The sequence below is a fragment of the Salinicola sp. LHM genome (genome assembly GCF_034479735.1).
GTDB classification, from domain to species: domain Bacteria; phylum Pseudomonadota; class Gammaproteobacteria; order Pseudomonadales; family Halomonadaceae; genus Salinicola; species Salinicola salarius.
Genome location: NZ_CP140261.1, coordinates 3,993,607 through 4,014,083, shown reverse-complemented (window position 1 = coordinate 4,014,083; position 20,477 = coordinate 3,993,607). Strand labels below are relative to the sequence as shown.

Below are 20,477 nucleotides of genomic sequence, written 5' to 3'. Positions count from 1 at the left end.
CGACGCACGCGGGTGGAGCGAACGACGATGGGCAAGCGCGTGGACGCAGCGGCAGTACTGGAAGCAGAACGTGACGGAGCGACCGTGAAGGGTCGCAGAGGGGCCGGCAAGGCCGGCGACGGCGCCGAGCGTCACGAGACGATCTATCGCCAGATTCGCGAGGCGATCGTCGAGCATCGGCTCAAGCCGGGCGCGCGCCTGCGCGAGGATGCGCTGGCCGAGGTGTTCGGGGTCAGTCGCACCGGCATCCGCAAGATTCTTCAGCGGCTGGCGCTGGAATACCTGGTGACGCTGACCCCGCGGCGTGGCGCCAGCGTCAGCCGGCCGAGCATCGAGGAGGCGCGCGACGTCTTCGCCGCCCGCCAACTGGTGGAGTGTCAACTGATGCCCTGGGCCGCGCGGCGGCTGAAACCGGCGGACGCCAAGACGCTGCGCGAACTGGCGACGAGCGAACGCCAGGCGCTGCGTGCCGGCGAGCAGAGCCGCGCCATCCAGCTCTCCGCCCAGTTCCACCAGCGCCTGGCCCGGCTGGCCGGCAACACGCCGCTGGCGGAATTCGTCGAGCGGCTGTGTTCGCGCTCCTCTCTGATCCTGGCGGTCTACGGCAGCCCCGGTCATCTCGGCTGCGAATCCCACGACCACGACGAACTGGTCACGCTGCTCGAAAGCGGCAAGGAAGAGCGCGCGGTGGCTTTCATGCAGCGTCACCTCAAGGCGATCGAGGCGTCGCTATCGATCGAGGAGAGCCCGGACGAAACGCCGGATCTGCATGCGATCTTCGGCTAGCCATGTACACTCGCTCGATTGCTGCTGACTTAGTGGTTTGATTGCTCGAGACCATCAAGCCTCTCGATAGTTTAAGAAGCGCAAACTATCGTCTTTTGCAAGCGATTCGCTGCGTTAAGCAATTTCGAGGGCTTGCCTAATTCTTTCTGTGGCTGCTCCCTGCGTTTCTCATTCCTGGCCCATGTTTGGCTGATGCTGTTTTCTGTGCCTCTATCCGGATCAAACCTGTTGAGTGCGTAATAGTGCCGCTATACATTGGCTTATCAATTTAGGCTAGGGCTGCTTCGCCCGTGAGATCCTGCCGCCTCAGACGGGGCGGCAACACCATCGCCCATAGGAAGCGAAAACATGGCCGAGATGGAAGACCGCTGGTTATCCGTGGATGAAATAGGCAAGCACCTCGGTGTTAGCAATGACACGGTTTACCGCTGGATAGACAAACACTCCATGCCAGCCCACCGGGTGGGCCGTTTTTGGAAGTTCAAGAAAGATGAGATTGATGAGTGGGTACGCAACGGCGGAGCAAGTGACACCAGTGGCGACAATGGCAAAAAATCATAAGTCGCTAGCCCGGTTCGGGTTTCGTTTCGAGCGGGGAGGAGCACACAGCTCCCGAACCGTGATGCTTGACGAGCTGGCAGCGCTCCTTAGCTATGTCGACCGCGAAGATGCCTCGAAAGGCGACTACCTTCGGGCTGTCGAAGAGGACAACTGCCTGGCCAAACGCTCGGGAAAAACCCGTAGGTTGACCTACCGTCACCTGGCGGAGCTCTATTCTCTGGATACCGCCCACATCCTGTTTCGCGCTCTCCGGCATTTTTGGAAGCGAGATGAAGCAGGGCGCCCACTGCTGGCCATGCTGTGTGCCTATGCTCGCGACTCCATCTTTCGCTCCACGGCGTCCTTCATCCTTAAATGTCCGGAAGGGACAGTGATCAACCGGGAGTCTCTGGAAGAATTTATCGACAGCCAGGAACCTGGCCGTTTCAGCAAGGCAACCCTGAAATCGACAGCTCAGAACATCAATTCAAGCTGGACCAAGTCAGGCCACTTGACCGGTAGGGTGAAAAAAATTCGCACCCATCCCACACCCACTCCGGGGAGTGTTTCATACGCACTTTTGCTCGGATACTTGACCGGAGCCCGAGGGCAGGGGCTCTTTCGCACCGAATATATAAAGCTGCTCGATTGCCCACGCGACAAAGCCATCGAGCTTGCGGAGGAGGCCTCACGCAAGGGCTGGATAACCTTCAAACGGGTGGGGGATGTGATCGAGGTGCTTTTCCCGAGCCTTATCAACCAGCAAGAACAGGAGTGGCTGCGTGAGCAGGGTTAGACGGTTAGTACAATCGTACAACAGGCATATATCAATCCCTTGGCGGGATGATGCGGCTGCCGCACAGCGCGTCATTTTCTGTGTGTATAACGAGAACGAGGAGCGCTGGCTCCGTGCTCGGGTCGATGAGTTTGAAATTGTCACCAAACAGGCCGGTCACGACTGGGCGCTGTTTGATTTGACCAACACCTTTGCAGCTTGGCTCAGTAGCCAGCGCTATGCCAAGAGTTACTTTCAGAAGCCGCATTTACTCGCCACTGTGTTGCCCAAGTATCTCGATTACATCGTGAATGAGTTCGAGCGCTTTCTGGACAGCCGTAGTATTGGTGAGAACGCCGTGGTGGCAATCCAGGGCGTTGGATCACTGTTCGGCTTCCTGAAGGTGAAGGATGTGGTCGACAAGCTCGCTCCCCAGGTGCCCGGGCGGCTGCTGGTGTTCTTTCCTGGCAGCTATGAAAACAACAACTACCGACTGCTGGACGGTTACGACGGGTGGAACTATCTCGCTATGGCTATCACGGCGGATAAGGATTACTGAATAAGAGGTTGTTAATGAAGAATCGTGACATTTATCAGAAGGATCCAACCACCCGGAAGCTGGTCAACGAAGGGGTGGCAAGCGTCAACGACGAAACCAACAGTCATGCCCTCGCGGTTCTTCGCTACGAGCTGGAAACGTTCGTTTGCGATGGTCAGTACGAAAAAGGGATGTCACACATCCTCGAAACCTACCTCAAGAATATCGACCAGGCCCAGCAGCCGGCAGTGTGGGTAAGTGGCTTCTTTGGTTCTGGGAAATCACATTTGGTCAAAATGCTTCGGGCGCTTTGGCTGGATGCCACATTTGACGACGGGGCTACAGCGAGAGGAATTGCGAATCTGCCTAAAGGCGTTAGCGATCATTTGATTGAACTCAGCACTCAAGGAAAGCGCCACGGAGGGCTGCACGCCGCTTCCGGAACGTTAGGCTCGGGTGCGGAGGGAAGTGTTCGCCTTGCGTTGCTTAGAATACTTTTTAAGTCCGTCGGTTTGCCAGCGCAGTATCCTGTTGCTCGCTTCGTGCTATGGCTAAAGCGTGAAGGCATTCTTGATCAGGTGCGTAAGAACGTTGAGTCTAGAGGCTTCGACTGGCATGAGGAACTGGACAACTTTCATGTCGCTGAAGGCCTACCCCAGGCACTGGTGAGTGTTAAACCTTCGCTCTTCTCTTCAGAAGCCTCGTGCATGGAAGCACTGAATAATCAGTACCCGAATGTTCACGATATCTCTAGCGATGAAATGTTAAAAGCCATTCGTCAAGCACTAACGCGAGATGGCAAATTCCCGTTGACTCTGATCGTTCTGGACGAAGTTCAACAGTTCATTGGCGAAGACAGTCAACGCTCCATTGCTGTACAGGAGGTTGTTGAGGCCTGCTGTAAGAACTTTGGTGGCAAACTTCTATTCATTGGTACCGGACAGACAGCCGTGACCGGCACCAGTAATCTGAAGAGGCTTGAGGGGCGATTTACCATCCGCGTCGAGCTCTCGGACGCCGATGTCGATGCCGTTATCCGGCAAGTTATTCTGGCTAAGAAACCGGAGGCTAAAGCTCCCATTGAGCAGGTTATGCAAACCAACCTGGGGGAAGTTTCGAGGCACCTGAACGGTACCACTATTGGTCATCGTCAGGATGACTTGCCTTACTTTTCACAGGATTACCCAATTCTCCCAGTTCGCAGACGCTTCTGGGAAAACACCTTGCGTTCTCTGGATCCCACTGGCACGGATAGCCAGCTACGCAATCAATTGAGAATTGCGCACAAGGGAGTTCAAACCAACCTCGATAAAGACCTCGGAAACGTAATACCTGCTGACTACATCTATTTTTACTCTGCAGACGAGTTACAGCAGCATCGGATTTTGCCAAAAAAGGTCTATCAGAAGACCATGCAGTGGATTAATGGCACCGAAGACGAGCGTCTGATGGCCCGTGCCTGTGGCCTGGTTTTCCTGATCAACAAGCTGGGCGGCCAGAACAATGAAATCGGCATCCGTGCGACTATTGATACGTTGGCGGACTTATTGGTTGAAGACCTGAACCAAGGAAGCGCGGCTATCCGATCCAGGTTGGCAAAGCTTACTGAGGAAAAGCTCTCTAGTGGTGCCTTGAAATACGACTTACTTGTAAAGATCGGCGATGAGTACCGCATCCAAACCGAAGAGAGCTCCGCCTGGACAGACGAATTCCTCAGCCAACGCGCGGCCCTATCCAGCGAGGCACACCGCATTCATGCCGAACGGGATGACCGTATCCGCCGCACTTTTGGCGAAGCGGCCCGTAAGCTGTCGCTGGTTCAGGGTAATGCAAAAGTCACCCGCGATATCTACCCGGTATTCGACGCACAGCTGCCAGACGATGCCGACCAACGCATTTGCGTCTGGGTTCGGGATGGATGGAGCGGCGACGAGAACTCCGTACGCGCCGATGCCCGGCAAGCCGGTAACCAATCGCCCACCGTATTCGTGTTCATCCCCAAGCGCTCTGCCGATGACCTGCGGCACCATTTGATTGATTACAAAGCCGCCAGTGCCACCCTGGACAAGCGGGGCGTACCCAACACCCCGGAGGGCACAGAGGCCCGCGCTGCCATGGAAACCACCAAGCAGACTGCTGAGGGCAAGATCCGGGAATTGCTGAACGAAGCCTTCTCCGGAGCTCGTGTCTTCCAGGGGGGCGGTAACGAGATTCTGGGCAACGATCTCCAGGAAATGATTCTGGAAGCCGCCAACAACGCCCTGCAACGGCTTTACCCTCACTTCCATACCGCTGACCATGCCGGCTGGTCCAAGGTTTACGAAAAGGCCCAGAAAGGCGCGCCAGACGCCCTCAAGGCCGTGGGTGATGATGGCGAACCGGCCAAGAACCCGGTGTGCAAAGCCATTCTGGCAGCCATTGCCGGCGGCAAAAAAGGCGCGGATATTCGTACCCACTTTGAGTCTTCCCCCTATGGCTGGTCCCGCGACGCCGTGGACGGAGGCCTCCAGGCCCTGTTGGTGGCTGGCCTTATCCGCGCCCAGGACGAGCGCGGCCAACCTCTTGAGCCGTCCAGCCTGGAGCGCAAGAGCATTGGCAAAACCCTGTTCAAGGTAGAGTCCGCCACCGTCACTACGCCCCAACGTATTCAAATCCGTAAGCTGCTGCAGAAGGTGGGGTTGTCCGCCAAGCAGGGTGAGGAGCTGGCGTATGTGCCTCAGTTCCTGCAGAAGCTTTCCGGCCTGGCTGACGAGGCCGGCGGAGAGGCGCCCAAACCGGAGCGCCCGGATACCAGCTTCCTTGACGATATTCGCCTCACCGCCGGCAACGAGCAATTGGTGGCGCTCTATAACCGGCGCGAAGAGCTGGCCTCCAACATCGAGACCTGGGAGCACCTCTCGGAGCGCATTCACCAGCGCTGGTCCAACTGGGCGGTATTGAAGCGACTGATGTCCCATGCAGGCGGGCTCGACGATGCCGATGTCTTCCGAGCTCAGGTGGAAGCCATTGAACAGCAGCGACAGTTGCTGACCGACCCCGACCCGGTGGCCCCACTGATTACCAGTCTGACACAGGCTCTCCGGGATGCACTGAATCGACTGGACCAGGATTACCAGAAGCGCCACGAGCAAGGCATGGCTCGCCTGGCCGATGACAGCAACTGGCAGCAACTGGAGCCCGAACAGCGAAACCAGCTGTTGGCAGACCAGCGCCTGACCCTGGCGGATCGGCCCGAGGTCACGGTTCAATCCACCCAAGAGGTGTTGAACACGCTGGATCAGTGCGCTCTGGCCATGTTTGCCGATCGCGTCGCTGCCCTTCCCAGCCGCTTTGACAATGTGGCCGTGGCGGCAGCCGAGCTGTGCGAGCCGGAGATCCAGTTTATCCATGTACCCCGCCGCACGCTGAAGACCGATGAAGACATCGATGCCTGGGCCGAGGAAGTGAAGCAACAACTCAAGGCCGCGCTGCCAGACGGGCCCATTTCAGTCAAATAAAGAGCCCGTCAAATAAAGAGCCAGTCAAATAAGGGGAATGACTTCATCCATGAGGACTGCCGCCAACATAGAGTCCCTGCTCCCAGAACTGGAGCATTGCATAGCCGACGACCTGGAAGACCAGGACCTCGACTTCAAGCAGTGGGACACGCAAAGCCGCGACAAAGCGGTGAGAAGCGTGGTCCAGATGGCCGTATGCATGGCCAATGGCGGCGGCGGTACCGTGGTGTTTGGGGTAGCCGACCGGTCCCAAGGGCGTGAGAGTGCCATTATCGGCGTTCCGCCGGAAATCGACATCAACCTGCTGAAAAAGGCGGTTTACGACCAGACAGATCCGAAAATAACCCCGGTATTCGAAGAGCTGGCCGTACCGGAAGGCACCGGTCGCCTGCTGCTTATGCAGATCTACCCCGGTATGCCGCCCTACACCGACAGCGCTGGCCGGGGCACCATCCGTGTAGGCAAGGATTGCCAGCCGCTCACTGGCACCTTGCGCCGCAAAATCGGCGTGGAAACGGGCGAGACCGATTACACTGGCGAAGCCGTCTCCCCCGTGGACAACCAGTTACTATCCGCCACCGCCCTCGAGTCCCTACGCAATCAGGCCCGCAAGGAGCGGGCGCCGGAGGACTTGCTACGCCTGACCGATGTTGAGCTGCTGTCCACCTTGGGCCTGATCAAGCACGGCAAACTGACTCGCGCGGCGCTGTTGCTGGCCGGTACCGAAGCCGCCATCCGGGATCATCTTCCCGGCCACAACTGGACGTTCCTGCAAATGACTTCGGATACCGAGTATGGCATCCGGGAGGATCGGGTCAGTGCCTTGCCATTGTCCGTTCAGCGCATTGAAGAACTGCTGGTCCCCTTCAACCCCATCACCACCTATCAGCAGGGCCTGTTCCACTACGAATACCGCACCTGGCCGGAAGTCGCCGTGCGCGAGGCCCTGATGAACGCCTTCTGCCACGCGGATCTACGCATCGCCGGGCCGGTGATGGTTAAGCTTTATCCCGAGCGGCTGGAAATCAGCAACAACGGTGGCTTCATCGCCGGCATTACCCCCAACAACATCCTCCATCACCAGCCCGCCGCCCGAAATCCGCTGCTGGTGGAGGCGCTGACCCGCCTACGCCTGGTCAACCGCAGCAACCTGGGAATAAACCGCATGTTTTCCGCCTTGCTCATCGAGGGCAAGGAACCGCCGCAGATCCGCGAAATCGGTGAATCTGTGCTGGTGAGCTTCCCCAAGCGGGACCTGAATGCCGCCTTCCGTCTGTTCGTGGCCGAGGAGAGCGAGCATGGCCGCAACCTGGGCGTGGATGAGCTCCTGCTGTTGCAATACCTGTTGCAGCACCCGGAGCTGGATACCGGAACCGCTGCCACCCTGTGCCAGCGCAGCGAGGCGGAAATCCGCGAGCGGCTCTCTGCCATGGAGTCAGCCGGCTACATTGAGCATGGCGGCACTGGCCGGGGAGCCTATTGGTGCGTTCACCCGGACCTCTATAACCGCCTGGCCGAAGACGGTCAGGGCGAGGCCCGCCGCCGCATCGACTGGGAGGCCGCCAAAACCCGTGTGCTCAGCATTCTGATGGAGCGCGCACGCCGCAACGAGCCGGGCCTGAGCAACAAGGAAATCCGGCAAATCACGCGCTTTGACCGCAACCAGGCCCGGCGCCTGATGCAGGAGCTGATGCAGGAGAACACCGGCCTCCAGCAGGTGGGTGAGCGGCGCTGGGCGCGCTATGAGTATAGCAATGCGCGTCAGTATTAAAATGCGCATAGATAAAGCTCTATGCGCAGACTATGCGATTGTTGGTAAAATTGCGCATATCAAGTCGCACCGATGCGACAGGAAAAAGTGCTCTCACGGTACAAACACCGTAGCCGTGGCATCACTTTCAGAATTGGGGAAGTAAAAGAACATGCAGCCACTCGACAAGACTCTGAGAAGCCAGTTGGAACGCACCGTCAAGGCCGCCCGGGACACCGCCGAAACCGGTGCCCGCGCCGCCCTGGAGCAGCTCGGCGTTGGCGACCCGGCACCAGCCTCGCACTTGAGCGAGACCGACCGGGAGCTGCGCCGCAAGCTACGCGCCCATGGCCGCCAACTGGGCGACTCCCTCAACGGTGGCGGCAACGGAGCCAAAGCCCAGACCATGGACCGCCTGGTGGAGGAGGTTGCCTACGAGCACTGGCACCGCATGCTCTTTGCCCGCTTCCTGGCCGAAAACGACCTGCTGATGTACCCGGACCCGGACGAACCGGTGGCCATCACCCTGGAAGAGTGTGAAGACCTGGCTGCCGATGAAGGCGCCGCCAACGGCTGGGAACTGGCCGCCCGCTATGCGGCCCGTATGCTGCCGCAGATTTTCCGGCTGGACTCCCCGGTCTTCCAGCTCACCCTGCCACCGGAACACCAACAGGCCCTGGAACGCCAGGTCGCGGGCCTGTCGCTGGAGGTGTTTACCGCCTCCGACAGCTTGGGTTGGGTCTACCAGTTCTGGCAATCCAAGAAGAAGGAACAGGTCAACCAGTCCGAGGTCAAGATTGGCGCTCGGGAGCTCCCCGCCGTCACCCAGCTCTTCACCGAGCCCTACATGGTGAGCTTCCTGCTCGACAATTCGTTGGGTGCCTGGTGGGCGGCCCGGCGGCTCAGTGAAAGCGACCTGAAGAGCGCCGAAAGCGAAGAAGAACTACGCGAGAAGGCGGCGATTCCCGGCGTGCCTCTGGAGTATCTGCGGTTTGTGAAACAGGATGATGGGACTGGTAACAAGAGATGGACACCGGCTGCCGGCACCTTCGATGCCTGGCCGGAACAACTGGCCGACCTGAAGACTCTGGACCCCTGCTGCGGCTCCGGCCACTTCCTGGTGGCCGCCTTCCTGATGCTCGTGCCCATGCGCATGGAGCGAGACGCTCTGTCCGCTCGGGACGCCGTGGATGCGGTGTTGCGAGAGAACATTCATGGCCTGGAGCTGGACCAGCGTTGTGTGGAGCTGGCTGCTTTCGCGTTGGCCCTCACCGCCTGGAAATACCCCGGTGCGGAAGGCTACCGCCCATTGCCGGAGCTGCATCTGGCCTGTACCGGTCTGTCCGTCAGCGTCGCCAAGGAAGAGTGGAAGCAACTCGGCCTGGGCAAGCACAATCTCACCATCGCGCTGGATTGGATGCACGACACCTTCCGGGACGCGCCGGTACTGGGCAGCCTGCTTAACCCGGCAAAAGCCGACGCCGCCAAGCTGGTGAAGTGGGAGGAGCTGTCCACCACCCTGAAACAGGCCTTGGAAAACGAACAGCAAGGACTCTCCCAAGACCCGCAAGCGGGAGGGGGCGAAGCCCAACACGAGGCCGCCGTAGTGGCTCAGGGCCTGGCCAAGGCGGCCACCCTCCTGGCTGATCAATATCAATGGGTGGTTACCAACGTCCCCTACCTGGCCCGGGGCAAACAAAATGATCGGCTGCGGGACTTCTGTGGACGGCACTATCCGGCGGCAAAGAATGACCTGGCGACTGTTTTCCTCGACCGTTGCCTGGAGCTTTGTTCCCAGGGCGGGACATCCAGCATTGTTCTGCCTCAGAACTGGCTGTTTCTCACCAGCTACAAGAAGTTCCGCGAAAAGCTGCTCAAGAACGATACCTGGCATTTAATTGCCCGGCTTGGGCCTCAGGCTTTTCAAACCCCAATGTGGGACTTCAATGTTCAGCTAATTTCCATCAGCCGTGGCAATGACGCTCAGGAATCCGGCGGGCTCTTCGGTGATGCGGAACATGCCAACCTGATTCGGGGTGTGGATGTTTCGGAGCCGCGTACGGCGGCGGAGAAGGCTGAGCAGTTGCTGGCATCAAAAGTTCAAAGCGTAGATCAGTCAAAGCAGCTGGAAAATCCAGATGCTTCAGTGATGCTAGAAGACGGTGAACAGTTGCCTCTTTTATCAGAGTATGCGAGGTCAGTAACAGGACTTCAGACTGGTGATGATTTCCAGTATGCACGTTGTTTCTGGGAAATTGGTTACGTCGACCCGCCTAAGTGGATTTGGTTTCAGGGAGCATCAAAGGAAAAAACGCTATTTACAGGAAAGGGGCGAATTCTTAAGTGGGATAACGGAGAGGGGCCTCTTTCTGAAAGCCCAAGTGCCTATCTGAGAGGTCAGTTTGCTTGGAACAAAAAGGGAATATCAGTTCAAACAATGGGCGAACTCAATTGCTGCCTATTTAGTCACTCGTCATTTGACATGAACGCATCCACTATTATTCCAGTAAGCGAACAAAACATTGCTGCAATTTGGTCTTACATATCCTCTCCCGAGTACTATGCGGCTGTCCGGAAGATTAATCAGAAATTACGAGTTGCCGATGCAACACTGGTAAAAGCACCTTTCGACCTCAATCATTGGATTAAAGTTGCCGGAGAAAAATATCCCAACGGACTGCCCAAACCCTACACCGATGACCCCACCCAATGGATTTTCCACGGCCACCCCTGCGGTTCAGTCGTGTGGGACGAAGAACAAAAGTGGACGGCCGAAGGCCCGCTGCGAACGGACGACACAGTCCTGCAAGTCGCCGTTGCCCGCCTGCTCGGCTACCGCTGGCCCGCCGAGCTGGATGCCGACATGGAGCTGGCCGAGGAGCAGTGTAAATGGGTTAAGCGCTGCGAGGCATTGCTGCCATTCGCCGATGACGACGGCATCGTCTGTATTCCCCCGGTGCGCGGTGAGGCCTCGGCAGCCGACCGCCTGCTGAACCTGTTGGCCGCTGCATACGGCGAGGCCTGGTCCAACGATGTTCTGGCAGAGCTTCTCAAGAGTGCCGACCACGCCGGTAAGACTCTGGAAACCTGGCTGCGAGACAAGTTCTTCGCGCAACACTGCAAACTCTTCCAGCACCGCCCCTTTATCTGGCACATCTGGGACGGCCTGCCCGACGGCTTCGCCGCCCTGATCAACTACCACAAACTGGACCGCAAGAACCTGGAAACCCTGACTCACAACTACCTGGGAGACTGGATTAGCCGTCAAAAGCAGGACCTGTCCAGCGGTGTAGATGGCGCCGAAGAACGCCTTTCCGCCGCTGAATCCCTGAAAAAGAAATTGGAACAGATCCTCGAAGGCGAAGCCCCCTACGACATCTTCGTCCGCTGGAAGCCCATCGAACAACAGCCCATAGGCTGGGACCCGGACCTCAACGACGGCGTCCGCCTCAACATCCGCCCCTTCATAACCGTAGGCGACGTCAAGAAGAAAGGCGCCGGCATCCTGCGCGACAAACCCAACATCAAATGGACCAAAGACCGTGGCAAGGATGTGGAATCAGCACCCTGGTATCAGACGTTCGGTGGAGAGAGGATTAATGATCACCATCTAACCCTGACTGAGAAGCAATCTGCGCGAAAAGAAAACAACGAAATGAAGGAAGTCTGAAATGGCCAAAAAAATCACTGGCGCTGAGTACCCGTTGGCGAAGATCTTCAGCTCAGAGTTTGAATATGTCATTCCTTCCTATCAGCGTCCCTATGCCTGGACAGTGGATCAGGCATCGGAGCTGTTTGATGACCTCTTCGACTTTTATCGCTCAGATCTGGATGAAGGATATTTCCTCGGCAGTATTGTTCTCATTAAAGAGGAAGGAAAGCCGGCCGCAGAAGTTATTGATGGTCAACAACGTCTGACAACTCTCACAATACTACTGGCCGCTTTGGCAGCACGCTCCACGTCAGATGATCGAGCATTGCTGAAGAACTACATTGTCGAGGCAGGAAACAAATTCGAGCAGTTGTCGGCAAAGCCACGGTTAACTCTTCGTGAACGGGATAAAGAGTTTTTTGCCAAGTACGTGCAAGCTCTTCAATTTGAGGACCTTCTAGAACTCAACCCTGAGTCTCTCCAGAACGAATCGAGGAAGAACATTCAGGCTAACGCTCGCTTATTGTTAAGCCGGGTCGACCGATCCTTCGGCGGCGACACATCTTCACTCGAGGGATTTGTGGGCTTTTTACTTCAGCGTTGTTTTTTAGTCGCCGTTTCCACACCCAGCCAGCAGTCCGCATTTCGCGTTTTTTCTGTGATGAACAGTCGTGGCTTAGACTTACAACCTACCGACATCATCAAGGCCGACACTATTGGCGCTATTGACTCTCCGGATGATCAAGAAGTCTATAACGAGAAGTGGGAAGACATGGAGGTTGAGCTGGGCCGCGCTGGCTTCAATGATCTATTCTCCTACGTTCGGATGCTTTACGCCCGTGAGAAAGCTAAGAAAGCACTGTTGGAAGAGTTTCGCCAGCATATTTTGTCCCATGTTTCGTCCCCAAAGATCTTAGTAGACGACATTCTAGAACCCTATGCTGAATCCCTGGCAGTCCTGCGTTCCGCGAGCTATCAAGCTGAAGTGGATGCGCAGAAGATCAATGCTTACTTACGCTGGTTAAATCGGATCGATAACTCGGATTGGGTGCCAGCTGCCATGCTTTTTCTGGCCCAGCAGAAGAACAGGCCCGATTACGTTCTCTGGTTTATGGAAAAACTCGAGAGGCTGGCTGCGTGCTTGCATCTCACGGCCAAGAACGTGAATGAACGAATTGAGCGATACTCGACTTTGATTTCGGGATTAATGGGTAAGCATAGCGTTGATGACCCAGTTCAGTCTGTTTTGCTCAGTGAAAATGAAAAAAAGGCGATGAGTCGAGTGCTGAATGGGGATATATATACGCTCACGGCCAGAAGAAGAAACTACCTCATATTGCGTTTGGACTCTTTTTTGTCAGATGGCGCTGCGAGTTACGATGCAAGTCTGTTAACGATTGAGCATGTGCTACCACAGACAGTGAATAATGATAGTCAATGGGAAAGAGACTGGCCGGAGCCGGATGAGCGAGAGAAATGGGTTCATCGGCTGGCAAACCTTGTACCGTTAAACAAACGCCGCAACTCCAAGGCTCAGAATTACGATTTTGAGCGCAAAAAGAATGCTTATTTCAAGGGCCGTTCCGGCGTTAGCTCTTACACGCTTACGACTCAAGTTCTTAATGAGCAGGAATGGACGCCGGACATTGTAGCGAGAAGGCAAAGTGAGCTGTTAGACCTACTGGCTGAGAAGTGGGACCTGAAAGCATGCTGATCGGAAGCTTTTTTTATTTTAGGGCCACAAGACGGGTAATCGCATGAAAGCGCTCGATTGTCTGCTGACGGCCATTCGCGATGCGGGGGTTTATAACTCCGATATTCAGGTCGCCCCTGCCTGCATCCTCTGGCCAGACCGTGACCGACAATGGGAAGCGGTTATTCCAGTCCTTCAGGCGGAACTGCCGGAGCTTCTGGTGCTGGGTGACTATGCCCCCGAAAAACGCACCGGCCCAGCGATTTGGCTGCGCTGCGTGATTGCCGGCTTGGCGGATGAAGTATCCCTGGAAGATGGCAGGATACCCATTCTCTACCTGCCCGGCGTCAGCCGTCAGGATCTGCGGGCAGTGGAAGGCTGCCCGGACTCGCTCAAGCCGCTGGCTGAGTTGCAATACCGGGGTGTGATCTGGTCCCAGGTGAATGCCAAGGACTGGACCATCCTTGCCTACCTGAAGTCGGACCAGGGTGGCCTTGGCCTGGATGTGGCACAGGACAGCGAAACCCGGCACGCCATGCAACTGGCACTGTACCGACTGCTCGACGAAGACGTGGACTTGCTCAAAGGTAAGCGCCTGGATAAGGACTACTTCAATACTCTGTTAACCGGGGGCGACCCCATCCGAGATCTGCTGCTGTGGCTGGACCAGGGCGATGCATTCCAGGCCGCGAGGGGTGCGAACGAATGGCAGGCTTTCGTAGCAGTATGCACATCCCAGTTAGCTTTCAACCCCCAGCATGAGGGTGTGCTGGCAGGGTGCGCCAAGCTTGCGGCCCACGAGGGGCCTTGGCAGGCGGTTTGGCAACGTTTCTGCGAGGCGCCCCACCGCTACCCCCATATTCCCGCCCAAATTCGCAAGTGCCAACCGCCGGCCTTTGATCTGTTTGCCGATGAAACCGTGGCCGGTGGCTGGCCTCAGTGGAACCAGGGCCAGGAAGACCACCTGCGCCGTGACATGCTGACCCTGGCCCAGGCTCCTGCCCACCAGGCACGGGCCAGAATACTGGAACTCGAACAGATACACGGCGGCAGGCGATCCTTGGTATGGGCGGAGCTAGGGGAAGCTCCGCTGGCGTGTGCGCTGGAACACTTGGCCGTCATGGCCAACTATGCAAAATCGTCTCTGGCTGCGGGCTCTGTGGATGATCTGATGGACGGCTATGCCAACGCTGGCTGGAAAGTGGATGACGGCGTAATGCGCGCCTTGGCCCAGGTGGAGAGCGCGGCTGACTTTGAGGCTGTCACAACGGCCATCCGGTCTGTTTACCTTCCGTGGCTGGAAGAGTCCGCCCGCTACCTGCAGAAGATCGTTGATGGCGCCTCCTATCCGGGTGGCTCCTGCACAACAGAGGCCCCCTTTCCGGCCAGTCCCGGCGATTGCGTGCTCTTTGTCGATGGGCTGCGCTTTGACACGGGCAAGCGGCTGGCAGAGATGCTAGAAGCTTCAGGGCTGGATGTAGACGAGGCGCCCACCTGGGCAGCTTTGCCCAGCGTGACCGCCACTGGCAAGGCGGCGGTGGCACCGGTCCGGGATAAAATTCGGGGGGACGATGGCAGCGCGGACTTCGAACCCGCCGTGGCGGCGACCGGCCAGTCCCTCAAGGGAGGCTATCACCTCAAGAAACTGCTGAAGGACAACGGCTGGACGCTGCTGGATCGAACAGAGGACGGCCAGGGGGAAGGTTTCGCCTGGTGTGAGTTTGGTGACATCGACCATGAAGGTCACGACCGTGGCTGGAAGTTGGCCAAACACCTGGAAAGCCTTTTGAATGAAGTGCAGAACCGCATTACTGAGCTGTTGGCGGCGGGCTGGAAGCGAGTACGCGTCGTCACTGATCACGGCTGGCTGCTTCTGCCCGGGGGGCTACCCAAAATTGACCTGCCCAGCGTACTGGCTGAAAGCAAGTGGGGGCGCTGTGCCGCGCTCAAGGCGGGTGCGGAAACCCAGGAGCGACTGTTCCCCTGGTACTGGAACCCCAGTCACTACTTTGCCCTGGCCGATGGCATCAGTTGTTTCAAGAAGGGTGAGGATTACGCTCACGGTGGCCTGAGCCTACAGGAATGCCTGACACTCCAATTGGTGGTGGCGGGTGGCGCCTCCGCACAAGGGGCCATCGAGTTTACCGACCTGGTGTGGAAAGGGTTGCGCTGCACGGTGGCGGTGACGGGCGACTATTCAGGGCTCACATTGGATATCCGGACCCGCGCGGGTGAAGCAGCCAGCAGTGTGGTGGTCGGCTCGAAGCCGCTTAAGGCTAATGGTACCGCCTCCGTGGTTGTCGAAGATGAAGATCTAGAAGGGCAGAAAGCGGTGGTTGTTCTGCTCGACGAAAATGGTTCTCTGGTTGCCCAGACGGGCACCGTGATTGGTGGGGCTCTTTCTTAAGAGGCAAATGTGATGGAATTGGACGAAATCGACAGAAAGGCCGCAATGGCCCTGGATGGTTACCTGGTGCGAAAGGACCTGGTACGAACCTTCAGCCGCCAATTCCCGGTGCCCACCTATGTGGTCGAGTTCCTGCTCGGGCGATATTGCGCAAGCACCGACCAGGAGGAGATCAACGAAGGCCTGGAGATCGTGCAGCGGCAGCTCAAGTCCCGCACCGTCAAGGCCGGTGAGGAGGAGCTGTTCAAGGCCCGGGCAAGAGAAAACGGTGAAGTCAAAATCATCGATCTGATTACCGCCCGCCTGGATGCGAAAACGGACTCTTATATTGCTTCCCTCCCCAGCCTCCGCCTGAACGACGTGCGGATCACACCGTCTTTGGTAAACGAGCACGAGCGGATGCTGACCGGCGGTTTCTATGCCGAGGTAACGCTCAATTACGATGCTGCCATTGCCCAGGAAAGTAATGGTCGCCCCTTCGGTGTTGAAGCCCTGCGGGAGATCCAGCTCTCCAAGCGCGACGTTTTGGATACCCTTGCAGAGGCCCGGAAGGAATTTACGACGCAGGAGTGGAAAGAGCTGCTGCTAAGGTCCACGGGGATTGAGGCCAGCGGCCTGTCGGAGCGGCAGCAGGACGCAATTTTGTTGCGTATGGTGCCCTTTGTTGAGCGTAACTATAACTTGGTGGAGCTCGGCCCCAGGGGTACCGGTAAGAGCCATTTGTTCCAGCAGGTGTCACCCTACGCCCACCTGATTTCCGGTGGTAAAGCCACCGTGGCCAAGATGTTCGTAAACAACGCCAGCGGCCAGCGGGGTTTGGTCTGTCAGTACGACGTGGTCTGCTTCGATGAAGTGTCCGGCATTTCCTTCGACCAGAAGGACGGCGTGAACATCATGAAGGGCTACATGGAATCGGGTGAGTTCAGCCGTGGCAAGGAAAACATCCGAGCCGATGGCAGCATCGTACTGGTGGGAAACTTTGACGTCGATGTGGAACATCAGCAGCGGATAGGCCACCTGTTCGGCCCCATGCCCCCGGAAATGAAAGATGATACGGCGTTTATGGACCGTATCCACGCCTTCTTGCCGGGCTGGGACGTGCCGAAAATAAGCAAGGAGCTTTTAACCGACCATTTCGGCCTAGTCAGCGACTTCCTGTCAGAGTGCTGGAGCCAGCTGCGCAATCAGAGCCGGGTAAGCCTGATCCAGAACCGGGTGTTTTTTGGTGGTGCGCTGTCTGGGCGGGATACCAATGCGGTGAACAAAACGGTCAGCGGCCTGCTTAAGCTACTTTATCCCGGTGACGATGAGGTCTCGGACGAGGATATCGAATGGGCCGTTCGCATTGCCATGGAAGCCCGGCGCCGGGTGAAAGAACAGCAGAAGCGGATCGGTGCGGCAGAATTCAGAAACACCCATTTCAGCTATGTCATGGGCGCCGACGGTGTCGAGAAGTTTGTTTCCACCCCGGAGCTTCAGAGCGAGAACAGCATTGGTGACGACCCCTTGGAACCTGGCCAAGTATGGACCATCTCTCCGGGTGGCGGTGAGGAACATCCCGGCCTGTACCGGATCGAGGTGAATGAAGGCCCAGGGTCCGGCGTCAAGGTCCTGAACAAGCCGGTACCGCCCGCGTTCAAGGAAAGCATCGGTTATGCGGAGCAAAACCTGTACGCCCGGTCGGCGCAACTGGTAGGTGACAAGGATCCACGCCACCACGAGTTTACGGTTCAGTTGAGGGCTTTCGATGCCTCCAAATCAGGTGCCAAGCTCGGCATGGCGTCTCTGGTCGCATTGAGCACGGCGCTACTGAAGAAAAGCGTGCGCGGTGGTTTGATCATAGTGGGGGAAATTAATCTGGGGGGCTCCGTGGAGCCGATCCACAATCCGGTAACGATTGCGGAAATCGCCGTGGAAAAGGGCGCGACTGCACTGCTGATGCCTGTTGCCTGCCGCCGGCAGTTATTTGACCTGTCGGATGACATGGCGACCAAGGTTGATATCCAGTTCTACTCCGACGCGCGGGATGCTCTGCTCAAAGCCGTTGTGGAGTAGGTGCTCGGCTAGGCTTTAGTAAAATCACCGTGGCCGATGATCACTCACCCCAGTCGGCGAACCGCCCGACGAATGGCTTGGGCCGGGGAAAGGCGAGGTCGCCGTGCTTGCTGGTGCCGAGCCCCAGCGAGACCAGCGATTCCGCCAGCTTCACCGCGGCGCTGACGCCTTCGATGACGGGCATGCCTAGATCGTGGGTCAGCCGCTCGGTGAGATCCGCCATGCCGCCACAGCCCAGCACGATGGCGCCGATGCCGTCGTCGTCCCTCGCTTGGCGGCACTCCTCCAGCAGCGCCTGATAGGCGTTGCCCGCCGAATTTTCCAGCTCCAGCACCGGCAGGTCGGTGGCACGGACTCGCCGACAGTGATCGCGGAATCCATACTGGTCGAGCAGGTGCTCGGCAATGATCGCGGTGCGCTGCAACGTCGTGACCACGGAGAAGCGCGTACTGATCAGCGTCGCCAGGTGAAAGCCGGCTTCGGCGATGCCGATGACCGGCGCGCGGGTCAGTTCCCGGGCGGCGAGCAGGCCCGGATCGCCGAAGCAGGCGATGACATAGGCGTCCACTCCCATCGCTTCGCCGCGACGGATCTCTTCGAGCACGCCGACGGCGCTGATCGCCTCGTCGAAGTGGCTTTCGATCGATACCGGCCCGCTGTCGGGCTGGCTGACGTGGATCTGCGTGTTCCCGGCGGCCACGCGGCTGGCGCAGGCGCCGATCTTGTCTGTCATGCTGGCGGTGGTGTTGGGATTGATGACGTGAATACGCATGGCTTGCCACCTTGGCGAGAGGGAAAAATCGCGGTACGTTTATTTTGTCCACAAAAATAAACGACTTTGAATACAATATCGACAACGATGGCCGATGAGACGCGATTCGCGTCGATCGGTTCGGCAACCACAAGGGCGCTGCGCATGATCTCCCCAGACTACCCACGCGATCTGATCGGCTATGGCCGCACGCCACCGCAAGCCAACTGGCCGGGCCAGGCCCGTGTCGCGGTGCAGTTCGTCCTCAACTACGAAGAGGGCGGCGAGAACAGCATCCTCCACGGCGACAGCCACTCCGAACAGTTTCTGTCCGAGATCGCCGGCGCCGAAGCCTACCCCGCTCGCCACCTGAGCATGGAGTCGATCTACGAATACGGCTCGCGGGCCGGCGTGTGGCGCGTGCTGCGCGAATTCGAGCGGCGCGGCCTGCCGTTGACGATCTTCGGCGTGGCGATGGCGCTGGAGCGCAACCCGGAAGTCGCCCAGGCATTTCGCGAGCTGGGCCATGAAATCGCCTGCCACGGCTATCGCTGGATCCACTACCAGAACGTGCCGGAAGCGCTCGAGCGCGAGCATCTCGAACGCGCCCTGGCCATATTCCAGTCGCTCTACGGCGAGCTGCCGCTGGGCTGGTACACCGGCCGCGACAGCCCCAACACCCGGCGGTTGCTGCTCGACCAGGGCGGCTTCCTCTACGACAGCGACTACTACGGCGACGACCTGCCGTTCTGGAGCGACGTTCAGGACAGCCACGGTCAGACCCATCGTCACCTGATCGTGCCCTACACGCTGGATACCAACGACATGCGCTTCGCCTCGCCGACCGGTTTCGATCACGGCGAGCCGTTCTTCCAGTACCTGCGAGATGCCTTCGACGTGCTCTACGAAGAAGGCGCGGACAAGCCGAAGATGCTGTCGATCGGCCTGCATTGCCGGCTGGTCGGCCGACCCGGCCGCTTCCGCGCGCTGCAGCGCTTCCTCGATCATCTCGAAGCGCACGACCGGGTGTGGATAACTCGCCGTGTGGATATCGCCCGCCATTGGGCTGCCGAGCATCCGGCCTGAAAAGCAAGGAATCCCTCATGTCACAACGCAGCCACGATGCACCTGAAAGAACCTACTACGCCCCCCACGGCGGCCTGCCGCCGCAGAGCCAGCTGATTCACGGCCGTGCGGTCTTCACCGAGGCTTATGCTGTCATTCCCAAGGGGGTGATGAGCGATATCGTCACGAGCTTTCTGCCGCATTGGGAGAAGACTCGGCTGTGGGTGCTGTCGCGGCCGCTGTCCGGCTTCGCCGAGACGTTTTCCCAGTACATCATGGAAGTCTCGCCCGGTGGCGGCAGCGAGCGGCCGGAGCCGGACAGCGGTGCCGAGGGCGTGCTGTTCGTGGTCGAGGGCGAGATGATGCTGACCATCGCGGGCGAGACGCACGAGATGGCGCCGGGGGGTTACGCCTATCTGCCGCCGGGCTGCGACTGGCAGCTGCGCAACGCGAGCGAGGCGCCGGTGCGCTTCCACTGGATTCGCAAGGCGTACGAATTCGTCGAGGGGCTGGCGGCGCCGGAACCCTTCGTCACCAACGAGCAGCAGATCGCGCCGACGCCGATGCCGGACACCGACGGCCGCTGGGCGACCACGCGCTTCGTCGATCCCACGGATTTGCGCCACGACATGCACGTGACCATCGTCACCTTCCAGCCGGGCGGCGTGATCCCGTTCGACGAGACCCACGTGATGGAGCACGGCCTCTACGTGCTCGAGGGCCGCGCGGTCTATCACCTCAACCAGGACTGGGTCGAGGTCGAGGCCGGCGACTACATGTGGTTGCGCGCCTTCTGCCCGCAATCCTGCTATGCCGGCGGATCGGAGCCGTTCCGCTACCTGCTCTACAAGGACGTCAACCGGCACATGAAGCTGTCGCTTTCCGGGCGTTAGGGAAACGCTGAATAAATCGCCGAACGAGATGAAGGGCAAGGCGCACGGAACGCAGAAGGCGAGACATAACTTGGG

The 20,477-nt window shown here is 58.4% G+C and carries 13 protein-coding genes; 12 read left to right on the top strand and 1 reads right to left on the bottom strand.

Annotated elements, in window-relative coordinates:
- Nucleotides 1-27 precede the first annotated feature (27 nt).
- From R5R73_RS18265 to brxL, 10 genes are all read left to right on the top strand, one after another.
- Nucleotides 28-786: a GntR family transcriptional regulator gene (locus tag R5R73_RS18265; RefSeq protein ID WP_110649040.1), complete on the top strand. Its 759-nt coding sequence runs from the start codon at nt 28-30 to the stop codon at nt 784-786.
- A gap of 348 nt (nt 787-1,134) precedes the next feature.
- Entirely contained in the window at nt 1,135-1,347 is a 213-nt protein-coding gene (locus tag R5R73_RS18260) for a helix-turn-helix domain-containing protein (RefSeq protein ID WP_063140232.1), read from the top strand.
- A gap of 61 nt (nt 1,348-1,408) precedes the next feature.
- Nucleotides 1,409-2,122 (top strand): hypothetical protein, encoded by a 714-nt coding sequence (locus R5R73_RS18255; protein ID WP_322528272.1) that lies wholly within the window; start codon nt 1,409-1,411, stop codon nt 2,120-2,122.
- A complete protein-coding gene (locus tag R5R73_RS18250; RefSeq protein WP_322528271.1) occupies nt 2,109-2,660 on the top strand; it encodes a BREX protein BrxB domain-containing protein in 552 nt (183 codons plus the stop codon). Before R5R73_RS18255 ends, R5R73_RS18250 begins: the two co-directional genes overlap by 14 nt.
- Nucleotides 2,661-2,674: 14 nt before the next feature.
- The gene (gene brxC / locus R5R73_RS18245) at nt 2,675-6,136 is read left to right on the top strand and encodes a BREX system P-loop protein BrxC (RefSeq protein ID WP_322528270.1); all 3,462 of its coding nucleotides are present in this window, start codon (nt 2,675-2,677) and stop codon (nt 6,134-6,136) included.
- A gap of 49 nt (nt 6,137-6,185) precedes the next feature.
- Complete coding sequence (locus R5R73_RS18240; RefSeq protein ID WP_322528269.1) at nt 6,186-7,907, top strand: RNA-binding domain-containing protein; 1,722 nt, start codon at nt 6,186-6,188, stop codon at nt 7,905-7,907.
- A gap of 151 nt (nt 7,908-8,058) precedes the next feature.
- The gene (locus R5R73_RS18235) at nt 8,059-11,556 is read left to right on the top strand and encodes an Eco57I restriction-modification methylase domain-containing protein (RefSeq protein WP_322528268.1); all 3,498 of its coding nucleotides are present in this window, start codon (nt 8,059-8,061) and stop codon (nt 11,554-11,556) included.
- Nucleotide 11,557: 1 nt separating this feature from the next.
- A complete protein-coding gene (locus R5R73_RS18230) occupies nt 11,558-13,252 on the top strand; it encodes a DUF262 domain-containing HNH endonuclease family protein (protein ID WP_322528267.1) in 1,695 nt (564 codons plus the stop codon).
- Between the two features lie 43 nt (nt 13,253-13,295).
- Nucleotides 13,296-15,638 (top strand): BREX-1 system phosphatase PglZ type B, encoded by a 2,343-nt coding sequence (pglZ, locus tag R5R73_RS18225; RefSeq protein WP_322528266.1) that lies wholly within the window; start codon nt 13,296-13,298, stop codon nt 15,636-15,638.
- A 12-nt stretch (nt 15,639-15,650) separates the two neighbouring features.
- Nucleotides 15,651-17,693, top strand: coding sequence for a BREX system Lon protease-like protein BrxL (gene brxL / locus R5R73_RS18220; RefSeq protein WP_087719609.1), 2,043 nt, complete (start codon nt 15,651-15,653; stop codon nt 17,691-17,693).
- Between the two features lie 40 nt (nt 17,694-17,733).
- Here the strand turns inward: brxL and R5R73_RS18215 are convergent, their stop codons facing one another.
- Nucleotides 17,734-18,465: an aspartate/glutamate racemase family protein gene (locus R5R73_RS18215; RefSeq protein WP_322528265.1), complete on the bottom strand. Its 732-nt coding sequence runs from the start codon at nt 18,463-18,465 to the stop codon at nt 17,734-17,736.
- A gap of 144 nt (nt 18,466-18,609) precedes the next feature.
- Here R5R73_RS18215 and puuE point away from each other — a divergent pair, with 144 nt between their 5' ends.
- Together puuE and R5R73_RS18205 are read left to right on the top strand one after the other, a co-directional pair.
- Nucleotides 18,610-19,530 carry an allantoinase PuuE gene (gene puuE, locus R5R73_RS18210; protein WP_322528264.1) on the top strand — a complete coding sequence of 307 codons (921 nt, stop codon included), beginning with the start codon at nt 18,610-18,612 and terminating at the stop codon, nt 19,528-19,530.
- Between the two features lie 17 nt (nt 19,531-19,547).
- On the top strand, nt 19,548-20,402 hold the full coding sequence (locus R5R73_RS18205) for a bifunctional allantoicase/(S)-ureidoglycine aminohydrolase (RefSeq protein ID WP_322528263.1): 855 nt from the start codon (nt 19,548-19,550) through the stop codon (nt 20,400-20,402).
- The last annotated feature ends 75 nt before the right edge of the window (nt 20,403-20,477 follow it).

What these genes read in the sequence shown, in the direction of transcription:
- R5R73_RS18240 (WP_322528269.1), top strand. Translation starts at nt 6,186, where the DNA reads ATGAGGACTGCCGCCAACATAGAGTCCCTGCTCCCAGAACTGGAGCAT.
- brxC (WP_322528270.1), top strand. Translation starts at nt 2,675, where the DNA reads ATGAAGAATCGTGACATTTATCAGAAGGATCCAACCACCCGGAAGCTG.
- R5R73_RS18260 (WP_063140232.1), top strand. Translation starts at nt 1,135, where the DNA reads ATGGCCGAGATGGAAGACCGCTGGTTATCCGTGGATGAAATAGGCAAG.
- R5R73_RS18235 (WP_322528268.1), top strand. Translation starts at nt 8,059, where the DNA reads ATGCAGCCACTCGACAAGACTCTGAGAAGCCAGTTGGAACGCACCGTC.
- pglZ (WP_322528266.1), top strand. Translation starts at nt 13,296, where the DNA reads ATGAAAGCGCTCGATTGTCTGCTGACGGCCATTCGCGATGCGGGGGTT.
- R5R73_RS18255 (WP_322528272.1), top strand. Translation starts at nt 1,409, where the DNA reads ATGCTTGACGAGCTGGCAGCGCTCCTTAGCTATGTCGACCGCGAAGAT.
- R5R73_RS18215 (WP_322528265.1), bottom strand. Translation starts at nt 18,465, where the DNA reads ATGCGTATTCACGTCATCAATCCCAACACCACCGCCAGCATGACAGAC.
- R5R73_RS18205 (WP_322528263.1), top strand. Translation starts at nt 19,548, where the DNA reads ATGTCACAACGCAGCCACGATGCACCTGAAAGAACCTACTACGCCCCC.
- R5R73_RS18230 (WP_322528267.1), top strand. Translation starts at nt 11,558, where the DNA reads ATGGCCAAAAAAATCACTGGCGCTGAGTACCCGTTGGCGAAGATCTTC.
- brxL (WP_087719609.1), top strand. Translation starts at nt 15,651, where the DNA reads ATGGAATTGGACGAAATCGACAGAAAGGCCGCAATGGCCCTGGATGGT.
- R5R73_RS18265 (WP_110649040.1), top strand. Translation starts at nt 28, where the DNA reads ATGGGCAAGCGCGTGGACGCAGCGGCAGTACTGGAAGCAGAACGTGAC.
- puuE (WP_322528264.1), top strand. Translation starts at nt 18,610, where the DNA reads ATGATCTCCCCAGACTACCCACGCGATCTGATCGGCTATGGCCGCACG.